The sequence below is a fragment of the Pseudomonas sp. A214 genome, assembly GCF_900156295.1.
GTDB classification, from domain to species: domain Bacteria; phylum Pseudomonadota; class Gammaproteobacteria; order Pseudomonadales; family Pseudomonadaceae; genus Aquipseudomonas; species Aquipseudomonas rhizophila.
In genome coordinates this window covers 2,033,407-2,049,337 of record NZ_LT707062.1, presented here as the reverse complement: position 1 = coordinate 2,049,337, position 15,931 = coordinate 2,033,407, and the positions used below count along the sequence as shown (strand labels likewise).

The 15,931-nt window shown below is 61.1% G+C and carries 8 protein-coding genes; 7 read left to right on the top strand and 1 reads right to left on the bottom strand.

The features are described from left to right. The first annotated feature begins 418 nt into the window (after window positions 1-418). The 5 genes from BW979_RS09205 (at window position 419) to BW979_RS09185 (ending at window position 13,747) form a co-directional block, all read left to right on the top strand. Entirely contained in the window at window positions 419-4,876 is a 4,458-nt protein-coding gene (locus BW979_RS09205; RefSeq protein ID WP_076383667.1) for a SpvB/TcaC N-terminal domain-containing protein, read from the top strand. Between the two features lie 3 nt (window positions 4,877-4,879). After that, complete coding sequence (locus BW979_RS09200; protein WP_076383666.1) at window positions 4,880-7,687, top strand: RHS repeat domain-containing protein; 2,808 nt, start codon at window positions 4,880-4,882, stop codon at window positions 7,685-7,687. Between the two features lie 69 nt (window positions 7,688-7,756). After that, a complete protein-coding gene (locus BW979_RS09195) occupies window positions 7,757-10,570 on the top strand; it encodes an RHS repeat-associated core domain-containing protein (RefSeq protein WP_076383665.1) in 2,814 nt (937 codons plus the stop codon). Window positions 10,571-10,647: 77 nt separating this feature from the next. After that, complete coding sequence (locus BW979_RS09190) at window positions 10,648-12,414, top strand: sensor histidine kinase (RefSeq protein ID WP_076383664.1); 1,767 nt, start codon at window positions 10,648-10,650, stop codon at window positions 12,412-12,414. Further along, the gene (locus BW979_RS09185) at window positions 12,407-13,747 is read left to right on the top strand and encodes a sigma-54-dependent transcriptional regulator (RefSeq protein WP_076383663.1); all 1,341 of its coding nucleotides are present in this window, start codon (window positions 12,407-12,409) and stop codon (window positions 13,745-13,747) included. The genes BW979_RS09190 and BW979_RS09185 overlap by 8 nt, the downstream gene beginning before the upstream one ends. A 118-nt stretch (window positions 13,748-13,865) precedes the next feature. Here BW979_RS09185 and BW979_RS09180 read toward each other — a convergent pair whose 3' ends face one another. Then, window positions 13,866-14,195 (bottom strand): hypothetical protein, encoded by a 330-nt coding sequence (locus BW979_RS09180; protein WP_155417167.1) that lies wholly within the window; start codon window positions 14,193-14,195, stop codon window positions 13,866-13,868. Between the two features lie 334 nt (window positions 14,196-14,529). Between BW979_RS09180 and BW979_RS09175 the strand changes: the two genes are divergently transcribed. Further along, the gene (locus tag BW979_RS09175) at window positions 14,530-15,285 is read left to right on the top strand and encodes a fimbrial protein TcfA (protein ID WP_076383662.1); all 756 of its coding nucleotides are present in this window, start codon (window positions 14,530-14,532) and stop codon (window positions 15,283-15,285) included. Window positions 15,286-15,373: 88 nt separating this feature from the next. Beyond that, window positions 15,374-15,871, top strand: coding sequence for a CS1 type fimbrial major subunit (locus tag BW979_RS09170; RefSeq protein WP_047227118.1), 498 nt, complete (start codon window positions 15,374-15,376; stop codon window positions 15,869-15,871). Window positions 15,872-15,931: the final 60 nt, after the last annotated feature.

The window sequence follows — 15,931 nt, the reverse complement described above, 5'->3', positions numbered from 1 at the left end:
CAAGCTTTGCTCCCACACTGGATCTTCAGTGGACCCCAACCTATGTTCAGCCAAACCTCTTCTGGGGGGCCAAACCTATGTTCAGCCAGGCCTCTATTGGGGGACCAAGCCTATGTCAAGCCAAGCCTCCTCTGTGGGAGCAAAGCTTGCTCGCGATAGCGGTGGGTCAGCTTGCATCCATGTTGGATGTGCCTCAGTCATCGCGAGCAAGCTTTGCTCCCACACTGGATCTTCAGTGGACCCCGACCTATGTTCAGCCAAGCCTCCCACACAATGCTCCCCGCCGGGCGTGAGTAGAGCCGTTCATCGGCATGCCCGCCTACCTGTCAGATCTGACAGGTTACCCAAGGACCATCTCTTGTCATCCTGAAGTCATGCCGGGTATTCGCCCTGGCGTCGGCTAACAGAGATGATCCCGATGGCAGAACAAGCGCCCCTCCAGATCGTGACCCCGACCATCGCCGGCAGTGCTTCTATCGCCACCCTCGGTAACAGCCTCGGCCCTGTCGGTACGCGAGGGGCAAGTTCTTTTGAACTGCCGTTACCCCTGTCCGCCGCCCGCCACCTGACGCCGGCGCTGACCTTGAATTACAGCAGCCAGGGCGGCAACGGCATCTTCGGCATCGGCATGCAGCTTTCCATCGCCAGCATCACGCGCAAAACCAGCAGAGGTGTGCCGCACTACGCTGATGAGGATGTCATGGTCGACGCCGATGGGGTTGACCGCTGGCCCGAATTCAACGCCGAACCGCTCATTCGCCCCCTGGCGGGCCCCGGCAGTGCAACGTGCTCGGTGGTGCGTTATTACCCCAGGACTGAAAGCAGCTTCGATATTTATGAGCTGTGGACACCCACCGACGGCCAGGCACCCTTCTGGCGTGTCCAGGGCAGCAACGGCCATGTGTATTGCTACGGTAAAACCGAAGCGTCGCGCATTGCCGAACCTGAAGCCGAACCCGAGCCCGATCCCCCAAAACCACCACGCATCGCCGAATGGTTGTTGCTCGAAGAAGTCAGCCCGGCAGGCGAGCACATCTATTATGAGTACCAAGCCGACCCCGGCGCGCTGGACGGCCCCCACGACTATCGCGCCCAGCGCTACCTGCGGCGGGTGTGCTATGGCAACGCCAGCGCCAGTGACACCCTGTACTGCTTCGAAGAGCCCGACCCGGCCCAGCGCAACTGGCACTTTCATCTGCTGTTCGATTATGGGCAACGCACCCTCGATCTTGCGCAACAACCTTCCTGGCAAGCCCCCGAAGAGGCGCCCTGGCTGCTACGCAGCGACCCGTTTCACACCTATCGATACGGTTTTGAGGTCGGCACGCGGCGTTTGTGTCATCAGGTGTTGATGTTCCACCACTTCCCTGCCGCGGCCGATACTGAACCTGCCCTGGTCCGGCGGCTGGTGCTGGAATACACCGCCACTGCGCTAGGTTACAGCCTGCTGACAGCCGCCCACTATCAGGACTGGGACGCTGAAGGCGGTGTCGATTACAGCCCTCCGGTGGAATTGCAGTACACCGATTTCGACCTCAACCTGACACCCGAAAAATTCTTCGATCTGGAGACAATGCCCGCCCTCGAAGGCAACCGGCATTACCAATGCGTGGACCTGTATGGCGAAGGTCTGCCGGGGTTTCTGTGCCGTTACACCGATGCCTGGTACTACCGCGAGCCTGAGCGCGCCGGGCCCGATGACGATGCCATCGGTTATGGCCCGTGGTCTCGCCTGGACAGTATCCCGGTCGCCAGCCAAAACCCGGCCGTGATGCAGGTGCTGACTGACCTGACCGGCAGCGGCCGCCTCAATTGGGTCATTGCCCAACCCGGCATGAGCGGCTTCCATACCCTCAACCCGGACCGTAGCTGGTCGACCTTCACCCCGTTTGATCGTTTTCCGACGGAGTTCCTGCACCCCGCCGCGCAACTGGGCGATTTGACCGGCGACGGTTTACGCTCACTGGCCATGGTCGGGCCCAAAAGCGTTCGGTTGTACCCCAATCTCCGCGAGCAGGGGTTCGCACCGGGGGTGAATGTGCCCCATGAACCGGACAGCCCCCTGCCATTGTTCAGCGACTCGCGCAGCGAACTGGTGTTGTTCGGCAATTTGCTGGGCAGCGACAGCACCGAGCTGTGCCGGATTCGCTTCGATGAAATCAAGTGCTGGCCGAACCTGGGTCACGGGCGTTTCGGCGAAGGTTTTGTCATGAGCGCCCTGCCCTTCAGCTACGGCCAATTCGACGCTGACCGGGTGCGGATCGCCGATCTGGACGGAGCTGGAGCGCCCGCGCTGATCTACCTTAACAGCGACTGTTTCGATATTTACCTCAACCACGGCGGCAACGGCCTTGAGCAAACACCCGTCAAGGTGCCATGGCCGGTGGGCGTGCGGTACGACAATCTGTGCCAGGTCAGCCTGGCCGATCTGCAGGGGCTGGGTTGCGCCAGTCTGATTCTGAGCGTGCCTCACATGTCCCCCGATATGAAGCCCAGGCATTGGCGTTATGACTTCGTCGCGGCGCGGCCCTATCTGCTCAACGCCACCCATAACAACATGGGCTGCAGCACCACCCTGACCTATCGCAGCAGTGCGCAATACTGGCTGGATGAAAAACAACAGCGCCGGGCGCAGGGCGAGCAATTGGACTGTTATCTGCCCATGGCCCTGCCGTTGTTGGCACGTCAGCAACAGCTGGATGAAATCACCGGCAATTGCCTGACCCAGCGCTTCACTTATTTCGAGGGCGACTACGACGGCTATCACCGTGAGTTCCGGGGCTTCGCTCGGTTGTACCAGGTGGACAGCGAGTTGCCCGACGCTGAAGTGCAAAGCGGCTTTACCGCGCCGGTACTGGTCAAGACCTGGTTCCACACCGGCCGAACCGTCAACCAGCCTCTGAAGGACTGTTTCGACGGCGACGATGACGCCGTGCCGCTTGGCCCGGCGCTGTTGAGCTGTTTTCATGAAGGCGACGAGGCCGACGAGATTATCGTGCCCGACCCTGAGACCGCCCGGGATATGGCTTATGCCTTGGGCGGCCAGGTGTTACGCACAGAAATCCATCCCGCCGAATCGGACGATACGGCCCGGCCCTACACCGTGACGCAACAACGCTATCTGCTGCGCCAGCACCATCCCCATCACAAAAGCCTGCTGGTACTGGAACTGGAGGCGCTCAGCCATCAATACGACGGTTTTACCAATGACCCGCAAAGCCAGCACGGCATCAATCTGAAATGGAATCTCTACGGCCAGCTTGTTCACGGCTTCATCGTCCATTACGCCCGACGCCTTACGCCGCTCGATCCGCCTCCCTTCGACGATGAAGACGAGAACACCTGGTGGCTCGATGCCCATGATGAGCAGCAGCAGGTGTTCCACCTTGTCGAGAGCCGGGCCGAGCACCTGCACCTGTTCGACGAAACCGGGTGGCGTCAGCGCCTGGGCCTGCCCTGGCGCAGTCGAGCCAACGCTTTGCATCGCCCCAAGGGCGAACTGCCGCAAGGCCTCAACCCTCGCCAGATCAGCTATGAAACCTTCCTCGCACATCACGACTCCCCGCAATGGCAAGCCGCACGGCAATTGGTTGCGCTTGAGGAACAGAACTACCTGCGTGACGACCAAGGCGATATTGCCTTCCAGGCGTTGCTCGGCCCGCTGGAGACGGCCGAGTTCGACAAGCAGGCACTGGACGCCTACGACGCCGTGCCACCGCCGTTCGACATCCGCGGGCAACTGGAAGAAATCGGCTTTGAGCCCATGCCGCTGTTTCTGCCTGAAGATCCGGACGAAGACACCGCCGAAAACCTCTGGTCGAAAAAGAGCGGTTTTGCCACCTACCACTCGCTTGATGGCTTCTTCCAGATCCACGCCCTGCAAGAAACCCAGAGTCATGGTGTTACGACCCTGACGTACGATGCCTATCACCTGATGACCACCGCCATTACCCTGCCGGACGGCTGTACGACCCAGATCGAATACGACTATCACTCGCTGTTGCCGCAGAGCATCATCGACGCCAACGACAACGTGCAGCAAGCGCTGTATGGCCCCGACGGCGTGCCTTTGGGCATTACGTTTTTCGGCAGCGAAAATGGCCTGCCGGCAGGCTTCGATGCCATCGACACCTACGAGCTGCCCGACGACCTGACACCGGCTTATGCCATCGAACACCCCGAAGCCACCCTGGGCAGAATCGCCAGTGCCGTGCGCACCGACGAGTTCAGCTGGATGGGCGCGCTTGACCTCGCCCAAGTCTCCCCTACGCAGCGCAACGAGTGGATCAGCGCCCGCTACTTGATGCCCAGCGGCCATGTCCGCGCCAGGGCACGCATTCACCTGGCGCGGCTGGCCGAACGCAGCGCCGCCGAAGAACAGTTGTGGACGCTGATCCAGGCCACGGCCCGGGAGCCGGTGCACAGCGTCGTGCTGAGCGCCGATCGCTACCCGGACGATCCATTGCAACAGGTCCGCATCACCCTCAGCGCCATCGACGGATTCGGCCGCACCTTGCAAACCAAGCAGCGGATCGAACCCGGGGAGGCCTATGCCGTGGCCGAGGACGGCTCGCTGGAGCTACAGGGCGGGCAACCGTTGCAGCACTTGGCCGACCCGCGCTGGCGCGTCAGCGAACGGGTCGAGTACAACAACAAGGGTCTGGTCACGCGGGTCTATCGGCCGTATTTCGCCGACGCCTGGCGCTACATCAACGACGCCTCGCTGCGTCTGCACGGCTACCACGACCAGCAGTTCTACGATCCACCAGGACGCCTGGTCAAGGTCATCAATGCCAAGGGCTATGAAGCCTGGCATGTGCATCATCCCTGGTACTTGTGCGACCACGACTACAACGACACGGACCCGGGAAGCTGACGAGTGAGCAGGCTAACTCATGGCCGTACACCGGTCCTGTCGGTACTTGACGCACGAGCAGGCTCGGTCAGGCGAGTGGACTACTGGCGCCGATCGCCGAACGACGACACCCAAACGCTGGTCACGGCCCAGGCGTATGACGTCGCCGGGCGCCTTATCGCCCGATGGGACCCACGTTTCTACGGTACGGACACGGCCAACCTGCGCAACGACTACAACCTCACCGGTCAGCCGCTGCGTACCCGCAGCGTCGATGGCGGATGGCGCCTGGCATTACCGGGCCTGGCGGGTGAAACCTTGCAACGCTGGGATGAACGCGGCAGTCATTGGCGTATTGCCTACGACCCCCAACTGCGTCCGGTGGCCCTGGAAGAAAACGGCCAGGCCGACGTCGACACCTTCACCTACGCCGACGCCACGGCCGATGCCGATCACAACCTGCGCGGTCGGTTGCTCGAGCAGGTCGACCCCTCGGGTACTGTGCTTCTGGACAGCTATGGCCTGGTCGGCCTGCCGCTCTGTGAGACGCGTATTTTTCACGACAGCAAGGCGTTTACCAGCCGTCGTCTCTTCGGGCCTTCGGGGGCTGTGCTTGAGCAGACCGATGCCGGTGAACACCAGCAACAGTCGCGCTACGATCTGGCCGGGCAGCTCAAGCAGGTGCAGTTGCGACTCAAGGGGCAAACCGACTGGCAGACGGTGTTGCACGATGCCCAATACAATGCCGCCGGGCAAATCATCGAACAGCACGCAGGCAACAGCGTCATCAGCCACTGGAGCTATGACCCGGCCACCGCTCGCCTGCTCAGACAACGTTCACAAAAAGCCCCGGCCACCGCACTGGTGGACTTCGAATATGTCCACGACCCGATGGGCAACATCACCCGCATTCTGGACCATACCTATACGCCTACCCATTTCGCCAACCAACGAGTCGATGGCCATCGTGCCTTCAGCTACGACTCGCTCTATCGGTTGACCAGTGCCAGCGGTTACGACGATGGCCCGCCCTCGGATATACCTGGCCTGCCCCAGCCAACCGACCCCAACAACCGGCTCAACTACCTGCAAACCTATGAATATGACGAGGGCGGCAATCTGACCAAGCTCACCCATGTGCGTGAGGGTGCCGGCTACACCCGGCAGATGTTCATCGACCCGGGCAGCAATCGAGGGGTGCGATACCAGCCTGGAGATCCTGCCCCGTCATTCGACACACTGTTCGATCGCCATGGCAATCTCCTGGCATTGCAGCCTGGGCAGAACCTGCAATGGAACGCTCGGGACCAACTGGAAATGGTCACCCTGATCGACCGCGAAAACGCCGCCAATGACCAGGAACATTACCGCTATAGCCAAGGGACCCGGGTCTACAAACGTCACGAAACCCATACCGCCAAGCGCGACCATTTTCAGGACGTGCGCTATCTCCCGGGCCTGGAGATCCGCACCCGGGACAATGGCGAAGAACTGCACATCATCATCCTCGACACGGGCTTGATCAACGTCCGCTGCTTGCATTGGGTAACGGGCAAGCCGGCAGATATCGACACCGATCAGTTGCGCTACAGCCTGGAGGACCACTCAGGCTCAAACATGATGGAGCTCGATCAGCATGCGCAACTGATCAGTCACGAAGGCTATTACCCGTTCGGCGCCACGGCGTGGCTGATAGCCCGTCCCGGCGTAGAGGTCAGTTACAAGACCGTGCGCTATTCGGGCAAGGAAATGGACATCAGCGGGCTGTATTACTACGGCGCACGTTACTACGCGCCGTGGCTGCAGCGTTGGGTCAGTGCCGACCCGGCAGGGGATGTGGACGGGCTGAACAGGTATGCGTTCGTGGCCAACAATCCACTGCGTTATGTGGATACGGACGGGCAGGCAAAAGCCGAGAGCGTGATCGTGCTTTATTCAGGCTTTCTCTCCGAACTCAGTGGAGAGTCCAGCCAACTGCTCGGGCAGCTTCACAACATCATCCAGCAAAAAGGCGTGTTTAGAAGCCTGATGGGGAATCTGGGGGGAGAGCTGGTCAAAGGCGTCTTCGGCTATGAGACAGGCGTGCTGGGCGGCGAGGTGGTCGACCTGGTGCTGCCTGATGCCCCTTTCACAACGCCCTACACCACCACGGGTGGACTGATCGGTGGCAACGTCGGCGGCGATGTGGCCGGCGAGATCGCCGATCCGTTCGTGAATAGCGCAGGGTTGGTGGGCGCGCTCATACCGCAGACCTCAAAAATATCCGTTGAGGCGATCGATCGCAGACTCGGTATCGAGGGTGCGGTTAAAGACATCAAGAATTGGCGGCAGATGAAAGATGAGGTGATCCACCCGGCGCTCAACTCAGTCCTCAACCCCAGCTTCGTGATGAACCGGGTGATGGGGTCGTGGATCCCGATCATCGGCGGCACACTCAATATGTTCGCCCGGGCCATCGAGGGCGAAGACATCAAAAACCGCCTCGACCCCGTCAAGATCGGCAAAATCGAAACGCTGCTCGCCGACTGGAAAACGGCTGTGGAGCAACGCGCTGCCTGGACCGAAAATGCTTTCGATGCGTTAGGCTCCGATGTCATCTCCCCCGCAGACCTGCTGCCCAACGTTAACTTCATGACGTCCAAGGAAGCCCTGGCACCGATCAGTCGCGCCGCCTTGCGCAAAAGAACCCAAGCCACCCTGGCCAACATCAAGGCCGCGCAGCAGGGAATCACCGCTTACAAGGAAATGGGCACGACGGACAATTTGTGGGCGAGTTGGCATGCGCATCCTGTCGGCCATGGCAAGGGCCGCCCGAAATGGATGACCACGTGATCCAGGCAGCTCGGTTCCTCGTTGCATCAAGGTTCAGACTGACAACACCCCTCTGGAGGCCAGAGCCCCATGAGTACCGTGCATTTGCGCACTCCAGACGTCGTTGCCGTGGATGGCCGTGGCTTGCCTGTGCGGCAAACCACTTACTTGCGCAACCAGGCCTCGACGCCCGCCGTCGCGCTGATATCGCGCCAGCACCACAAGAGCATCGGCCACCTCGTCGAGCAGTGGGACCCTCGCCTTTTCGGTCAGGCGCCCAAACCCAATCTGACAACGCTGCATAGCCTCACCGGTCAGCCGCTGCATACCGACAGCGTCGATGCCGGATGGCGCCTGACATTACCGGGGCTGGCGGGTGAATCCCGCCAGCGCTGGGATCAACGCGCCCATCATTGGCGCGTGACTTATGACCCTCAGTTGCGCCCGATAGCCCTGGAGGAAAACGGCCAGGCTGAAGTCGACACCTTCATCTACGCCGATGCCATGGCTGATGCCGATTACAACCTGCGCGGGCAATTGCTTGAGCAGAGCGATCCCTCCGGCACGGTGCATCTGGACAGTTACGGGTTGACGGGCGAGCCGTTACGCCAGGTCCGCCGTTTTGCCGATGCCATCCCCCACATCTGCGAGCAGACCCTCGACGCCCTTGGCACGCCCGTGAGCCGGACCGACGCCGCCGGCCACCGGCATTACTTGCGGCTGGACATCGGCGGGCAACTCAAACAGGTGGACCTGCAACTCAGGGACCAGGACACGCCACAACCCATTCTGCTGGACGCCCGCTACAACGCCGCGGGCCAGATCGAGCGCCAGGATACGGCCAACGGCTTGACCAGCCGCTGGACCTATGACCCGGCCAACGATCAACTGAGCAGCCTCAAGACCGGAAAACCCGGACAAGCCCTGCTCCAGAACCTGACGTACTTCCATGACCCCATGGGCAATGTGCTGCGTATCGAAGACCATACCGTCGCCCCCCTGTACTTTGCCAACCAGCGCGTAGACGGTCATCGCGACTTCACCTACGACTCGCTCTACCGTTTGATCAGCGCCAGCGGTTTCGAGGGCGAGACACCTCATCTGCATCCCGGCTTACCCGAGCCGATCGTCCCCATCGACCCCGGCCACCGTTTCAACTACACCCAGCTGTATGACTACGACACCAGCCACAACCTGACCCGACTGCGCCATGTTCGCGACGGCAACAACCACACCCGGACACTGCGCATCGACCCTCACAGCAACCGAGGCGTGCAGTGGACCGAAGGCGATCCGGAGCCGGATTTCGACGCGCTGTTCGATGCCCATGGCAACCAGCTGTACCTGCAACGCGGCACGCAGTCGCTGGTGTGGGACGCCCGCGACCAGCTCACTAAAGTCACGTTGCTCAAACGCGACAACGGGTTGCTGAACGATGACGAAACCTGCCTCTACAGCCAGGGCGAACGGGTCAGCAAGACCCACACCACCGCCAGCACTCGCCACGAAACGCGATATTTGCCAGGCCTTGAAATCCGCACCAGCAGCCACGGCGAACAACTGCACGTGGTCACCTGTGCATTGGCCCATGGCAGTGTTCGTTGCCTGCATTGGGAAGCCGGCCAGCCAAGCGACATCGAAGCCGACCAATTGCGCTACACCCTCGACGATCATTTGGGTTCCAGCACCTTGGAGCTGGACCGTCACGGCGCCTTGATCAGCCTCGAGCACTACTACCCCTTTGGCGGCACCGCCTGGCACGCCGCTCGTTCCAGAATTGAAGTCGACTACAAGACCCTTCGTTATTCAGGCAAGGAAATGGACAGCAGCGGGCTGTATTACTACGGCGCACGTTACTACGCCCCGTGGTTGCAGCGCTGGGTCAGTGCGGACCCGGCGGGGGATGTGGATGGGTTGAATCTGTATGGATTTGTCGGCAATAACCCGATGACGTTGACCGACTACCAAGGGTTGATACTAGAGACCCCGGCGCAGAGAGACGCTAGAAAAGCGCAGAGCGCAGCCTATTGGCAACGCTGGAAAAACTATAACCGGCTGGACAGGGAGATCAAAAAGTTCACGGACATCATGAAGCTGACTTCACGCAGAGCCAGCGAAGCGCAAACTCAACTGGCCAGCCATCGCTCGGCAACAGCGCACGCCCAGGCCTCTGCGGTACGTGTGGGTAGTCACGTCGGTGCACAGGTTGTCAGCTACGGAACGGGACTCGCGGTAGGCTTCGGCGCCGCGGCGCTGGGCAGCGTGGCGGGACCACCCGGCATCGTCATGGGCGCCGCGCTGGGGTTCGTCACCAGCAAAGCGGTGAGCGTTGGCCTGGATTATGCGCTGGAACGATTGAGCCTGAGCGCAGCGGTCAACTTCAAGAGCCGGAAACTGGACCCTGAAAAAATCGTCAAGAAAGGCGAATACAAGAATCTTGACCTCTTTCACTATGCCAAGGCAAAAGCCCGGGATCTGGCCCACGCCGTCAGCGCGCCCACCCAGAAAAACGTCCTGAAAGCGGGAAAGGAAGTGACCAGCACTGGCACCAAGATCGCGCTGAAAGCGACAGGAACCGTGGCCTCCAGCGAAATAGGAGCCGTGACCAGCATTGTTTTGGGAACCATTGAGATCATTCATGAAATTGGCGCCGCAAGCCATGAACTGACCGAGGAGAAAATCGCTCGGGCAGATGCGCACATCAACGGCATGGTGGAAATATTGAACGCACAAATGGCCCACATCGAGACGCTGTTTGCCGAGGCGGAACTTGACGCAGTCAATACCTACCGACCGCTCAGCAAAGTAATCGGCCAGTCCAGTGGCGACACGCCTCAAAGCCTGAGAAGGGAGATGGAAGCAACCATCGGCCGCTTGAGGAAGACACAAAGCATGCTCCGATAACGCCGGAGCGAGGCGCATCACCGCGGGCAGACGGCATGCTATCGTGCCTGTCCCTGCCCAGTCCTTGAAACAGTCACATGCCGGCAATGCCTCGTCCCTTGCGTCTGTCGTTGTACACCCTGCTGATCCTCAGCGGCGCCATCATTGCCGCAACCCTGGCCGTGCGGCACGCCGAACGCCAGGCACTGGAAGAGGATGCCAGCCGTGCGAACCAGCAACTGGCGTTGTACGCCAACTCCCTGCATACCCTGATCGAGCGCTACCGCGCCCTGCCCGCCGTGCTGGCGCTGGACCCCGAGTTGCGCTCGGCCCTCAAGGGGCCGGTCAGCACCGCGCAACAGGACGCGCTGAATCGCAAACTGGAACAGATCAACGGCGCCGCAAAGTCTTCCACACTGGAATTGCTCGACCACACCGGCCTGGCCGTCGCGGCCAGCAACTGGCGTCTGCCCAGCAGTTATGTCGGACACAATTATGGCTTTCGGCCGTATTTCCTCCAGACCCGCACCCAGGGCACCGGACGGTTTTATGCGGTGGGTGTGACCAGTGGCATTCCGGGCTACTTCCTGTCCAGCGCAGTGACCGACGACAACGGTGAGTTCCTGGGGGCGATGGTCGTGAAGCTGGAGTTTCCCGAGCTGGAACGCGAATGGCGGCAGGGCAGCGACACCCTGCTGGTCAGCGATGCCCGGGGCATCATTTTCATCGCCAACCGAGAGGGCTGGCGTTATCGCCACTTGCAGCCGTTGACCGACAGCGACCACGCCGAGCTCAAGGCCACTCGCCAATACGACAAGCAACCGCTGCAACCCTTGGCCGTCAAGCCGCTGCGACGCTTTGACGACAACAGTCATCTGGCCCGGGTCGAGGCCCCCGACGGTGCCGTGGATTACCTGTGGGAGTCCCTGCCATTGACCACCGAAGGCTGGACGCTGCACTTGCTGCGCCGCCCGCAGATCGCCTTCGAAGACCGTCGCAACGCCGGGCTCGCCGCCGCCGGGCTATGGCTGGCCCTGGTGTTTCTGTTGCTGTTTCTCAACCAGCGCTGGCGCCTGGCAAAGCTGCGCCAGCGCAGTCGTGAAGAACTCGAACGGCTGGTAGAAGAACGTACCCGGGATTTGCGCACCGCCCAGGACGGACTGGTGCAATCGGCCAAACTCGCAGCCCTGGGACAGATGTCGGCGGCCCTGGCCCATGAAATCAACCAGCCGCTGACGGCCCAGCGCATGCAACTGGCAACCCTGCGCCTGTTGCTGGACCATGGCCGGGTCGATGATGCCTACAAAGCCATCAAACCCCTGGACGACATGCTGACCCGCATGGCTGCACTCACCGGCCACCTGAAAACCTTCGCCCGCAAAAGCCCCAGCGGCCTGCGCGAACGCCTCGACCTGGCGGTGGTGGTGGATCAGGCACTGCAACTGCTGGACACACGCCTGCGGGACGAACAGGTCAGTACGGTGCTGCACCTGACCCGCCCGGCGTGGGTGAGTGGCGATGCAATCCGTCTGGAACAGGTGCTGATCAACCTGCTGCGCAACGCGCTCGATGCCATGGCCGGCCAGCCGCTCAAACGCCTGGAAGTGCGCCTGGAAGCCGATGAGCAATTGTGGCGCCTGACGGTCAGTGACAGCGGCACCGGGATCGCCGAGGAACACCTGAGCCAGGTGTTCGATCCGTTCTTCACCACCAAGGCAGTGGGCGACGGCCTGGGTTTGGGCCTGGCGGTTTCCTTTGCAATCATTCATGAATCGGGTGGACGACTGACGGCGGACAACCATGAAAACGGCGCACAGTTCTGCGTGACCTTGCCGATCGATCAGGAGGCGCAGTTGCATGCTTAACCCTTGCACATTGAAAAAGGTCATCGTCGTCGACGACGAGGCCAGCATTCGCAGCGCCGTGGAGCAATGGTTGAGCCTGTCGGGTTTTGAAGTGCAGTTGTTCAGTCGCGCCGAAGAATGCCTGGCGCAATTGCCAGGACATTTCCCGGGGGTGATTGTCAGCGATGTGCGCATGCCCGGGCTCAGCGGCCTGGAGCTGCTGGCCGAAGTGCGCCGACGCGACCCGGACCTGCCGGTGATCCTGTTGACCGGCCACGGCGACGTGCCGATGGCCGTGGAAGCCATGCGCGACGGCGCCTACGATTTCCTGGAGAAACCCTTCACGCCCGAAACCCTGCTCGGCAGCCTGCGCCGGGCGTTGGACAAGCGCACGCTGGTATTGGAGAACCGTCGTCTGCACGAGCAGGCCGACGTCAAGGACAAGCTCGATGGGACACTGCTTGGGGTTTCACGGGCGCTGCAAAACCTGCGTCGCCAGGTGCTGGACCTGGCGACACTGCCGGTCAACGTGTTGATCCGCGGCGAAACCGGCAGCGGCAAGGAGCTGGTCGCCCGTTGCCTGCACGACTTCGGTCCCAGGGCAGACAAACCCTTCGTGGCATTGAACTGTGCGGCCATTCCCGAACCGCTGTTCGAGGCTGAACTGTTCGGCCATGAAAGCGGCGCCTTCACTGGCGCCCAGGGCAAGCGCATCGGCAAGCTCGAATACGCCGACGGCGGCACGCTGTTTCTCGATGAAATCGAGAGCATGCCCCTGGCTCAACAGGTCAAGTTGCTGCGGGTGCTACAGGAACAGAAGCTCGAACGCCTGGGCTCGAACCAGAGCATCCATGTGGACCTGCGCATCATCGCCGCCACCAAGCCCGACCTGCTCGACGAAGCCCGCGCCGGACGTTTTCGCGAAGACCTGGCCTATCGCCTGAACGTCGCCGAGCTACGCCTGCCGCCATTGCGTGAACGGCGCGAGGACATTCCTTTGTTGTTCGATCATTTCACCCACAACGCCGCCGAACGCCTGGGTCGCCCCGCCGTGCCCTTGAGCGGTGCGCAGTTGAGCCATTTGCTCGGCCACGACTGGCCCGGCAATGTGCGTGAACTGGCCAACGTCGCCGAGCGTCACCTGCTGGGACTGGATCAACCCCGCGTCCTCGACACGGAGCCAGGCCAATCCCTAGCCGCCCAGCAGGAAGCCTTCGAAGCTCAATGCCTGCGCGCCGCCTTGACGCGGCACAAGGGCGATGTGAAAGCAGTGCTCGAGGAATTGCAGCTGCCGCGTCGCACCTTCAATGAAAAGATGCAGCGGCATGGGTTGAGTCGGGAGATGTTTTTGTAGGGTTGGCGTTTTTTGTGGCGGCTGAACTGGCCTCATCGCGAGCAGGCTCGCTCCCACAGAAGTGATGTGTACACAGGTCGAAATGTGGGAGCGAGCCTGCTCGCGATAAGGCTGCCCGCTAGCCCGAAATCAAGCCGGCGAGCATTCGTTTCCGGTCGGCCACGTCCAGTGCCCGGTAGGCCTCCAGTAGCATTTCCTCATCAGGCGTCAATGGCGGTTTGGCGATTTGGGCGCGCTCACCGACCAGGACGTACTGCGCGTCCACGCCGATAACCACCAGTTTGGCCACCAGATCGGCCGGGCATTTCTGCCGCCCCGATACCACTTCTTTCAAACGCTGCGGGCTGGATTCACCAGCGGCACGGGATGCCGCGGCCAATGACAACCCACAACGGTCAATCTCCTCGCGCAGACGAACGTGGATATATCCCACCAAATCTATTGACATGGTGTAACTATCCCACCAAAATAATTCGGACAAACAGCAATCATCTTCGCCTCACAGGAGTCACCACCATAGCCCGTACCGACGCTGTACACCCGGGAAGTCACCTCAAATCACGGGAGCAAGCGTGTCGGAGCGTCAGGGCTGGAATCTACTCTGGAAATTTCCTACATGGAACAGAGAAGCATCTGTAGCACAAAAGGAAGTGTCGTAAATATAGCTCGCCTCTAGTCGTGAGACTCTTCCCTCTCGTCACCGACCTTCATCGAAGGCAAGAGCGCTTCAGCAGACGCATTGAATAACGTTGAGTTTTTAGCTTTTTTACTTGAGGTCTGACATGGATTTGAATCAAACGTTTACCCACCGTTGGGCTGCCTTGGGCAAGCTGGCGCTTTTGATGCTGGCGTTCGGCTTATCGTCGCCGGCGACCGCCAATCTGGTGGTTTATCCGATGACCAGCACGATCGGCGCCGAGCAGGATGGCATTGGACAGATCCAGCTGCACTCCAAGTCGGACAAGGTGCAGTACATCAAGGTCAGTGTGGTCCAGATCCAGCGCCCGGGCACGCCGGATGAACACGAAAGCCCAGTGTCTGCGGCCGATACGAAGGGTATCGTCGTGTCGCCACAACGCACGGTACTCGCTCCCGGCGCCAGCCGCACGGTACGGATTATCGCGCAGGCGATGCCCAGCGAGGAAACCGTCTACCGGGTTTATTTCGAGCCAGTGGCCGCTCCACAGGATCTGGCGGCAGAAGACGACGACCCGCAAGGCACGCAACCCAGAATCGGCGTAAACCTGATCTGGGGCGCGCTGGTGCGGCTGCTGCCCGATGACCGTCAAATGAGCGTCGGCTTGCAACAAAGCGGTGACGCGCTACGCAATGACGGCAACGTGCGCATCGGTGTATTGCAGGTCGGACGCTGCACCGACGTCAAGGGCGAAAAAGACTGCCTCTGGAACGATGTCAATCGCAGCTTGTATCCGGGCAGCACGCTCCCTGTCCAGGCATCCGGCACAAGCGGCAACCTGCTCATGCGCTTTGTGACCAGCGACGACAAACGGCCACGCACTTTGGCCGTGCTGCCGTAACCCACTCCCCCCTCACATTTTTCAATCTGAGCCATGTGCCTGCACATGGCTGGGCTCCTGTTCACCCATAGAAAAGAGGAAACACCCCATGAAACTGCTCAAATTCGCCCCGTTGGCACTGGCCGCACTGGTCTCGATGCCCGCCCTGGCGGTTGAGAAAAGCATCCTGGTCTATGCCGATGTCGATCCGACGCTGGAGTTGCTCCAATCCGATGGCAGTGCCCTGCCGCCCTCCATGGAGATGAGCTACCTGCCGGGTGCGGGTCTGCAACCCACCCGTCTGGGCACGCGGGTCTTCAGCAATGACACCGATAAGGACATGACCATCAGGCTGATCACCAGCCCCGTCCTGGCCAACATGACCAACCCGGCTTCCACCGCGGTTCCCCTGTCCGTCACCTTTGGTGGCAGAACGCTGAGCACCACCGGCGTCGCCTTGTCGGCGGCCGACCTGTTCCCCGGTGGCGACCCGACCAGCGGCTCGATCGAGCAGATGCTGGAGATCAAGCAAACCACCGTTGGCGCTATCGCAAACGCTGGCCGCTATGAAGGCATCGTCAGCCTGGTGCTGACTCAGCAACCGTAAACACAACCGTTCCTCCCAAGGGGGTACGGCGTCGTCGTACCCCCTTTCCTGCATCAAGGC

Excerpts from the sequence above, each read along its gene's own strand:
- BW979_RS09185 (WP_076383663.1), top strand. The coding sequence starts at position 12,407 with ATGCTTAACCCTTGCACATTGAAAAAGGTCATCGTCGTCGACGACGAG.
- BW979_RS09175 (WP_076383662.1), top strand. The coding sequence starts at position 14,530 with ATGGATTTGAATCAAACGTTTACCCACCGTTGGGCTGCCTTGGGCAAG.
- BW979_RS09205 (WP_076383667.1), top strand. The coding sequence starts at position 419 with ATGGCAGAACAAGCGCCCCTCCAGATCGTGACCCCGACCATCGCCGGC.
- BW979_RS09170 (WP_047227118.1), top strand. The coding sequence starts at position 15,374 with ATGAAACTGCTCAAATTCGCCCCGTTGGCACTGGCCGCACTGGTCTCG.
- BW979_RS09190 (WP_076383664.1), top strand. The coding sequence starts at position 10,648 with ATGCCGGCAATGCCTCGTCCCTTGCGTCTGTCGTTGTACACCCTGCTG.
- BW979_RS09195 (WP_076383665.1), top strand. The coding sequence starts at position 7,757 with ATGAGTACCGTGCATTTGCGCACTCCAGACGTCGTTGCCGTGGATGGC.
- BW979_RS09180 (WP_155417167.1), bottom strand. The coding sequence starts at position 14,195 with ATGTCAATAGATTTGGTGGGATATATCCACGTTCGTCTGCGCGAGGAG.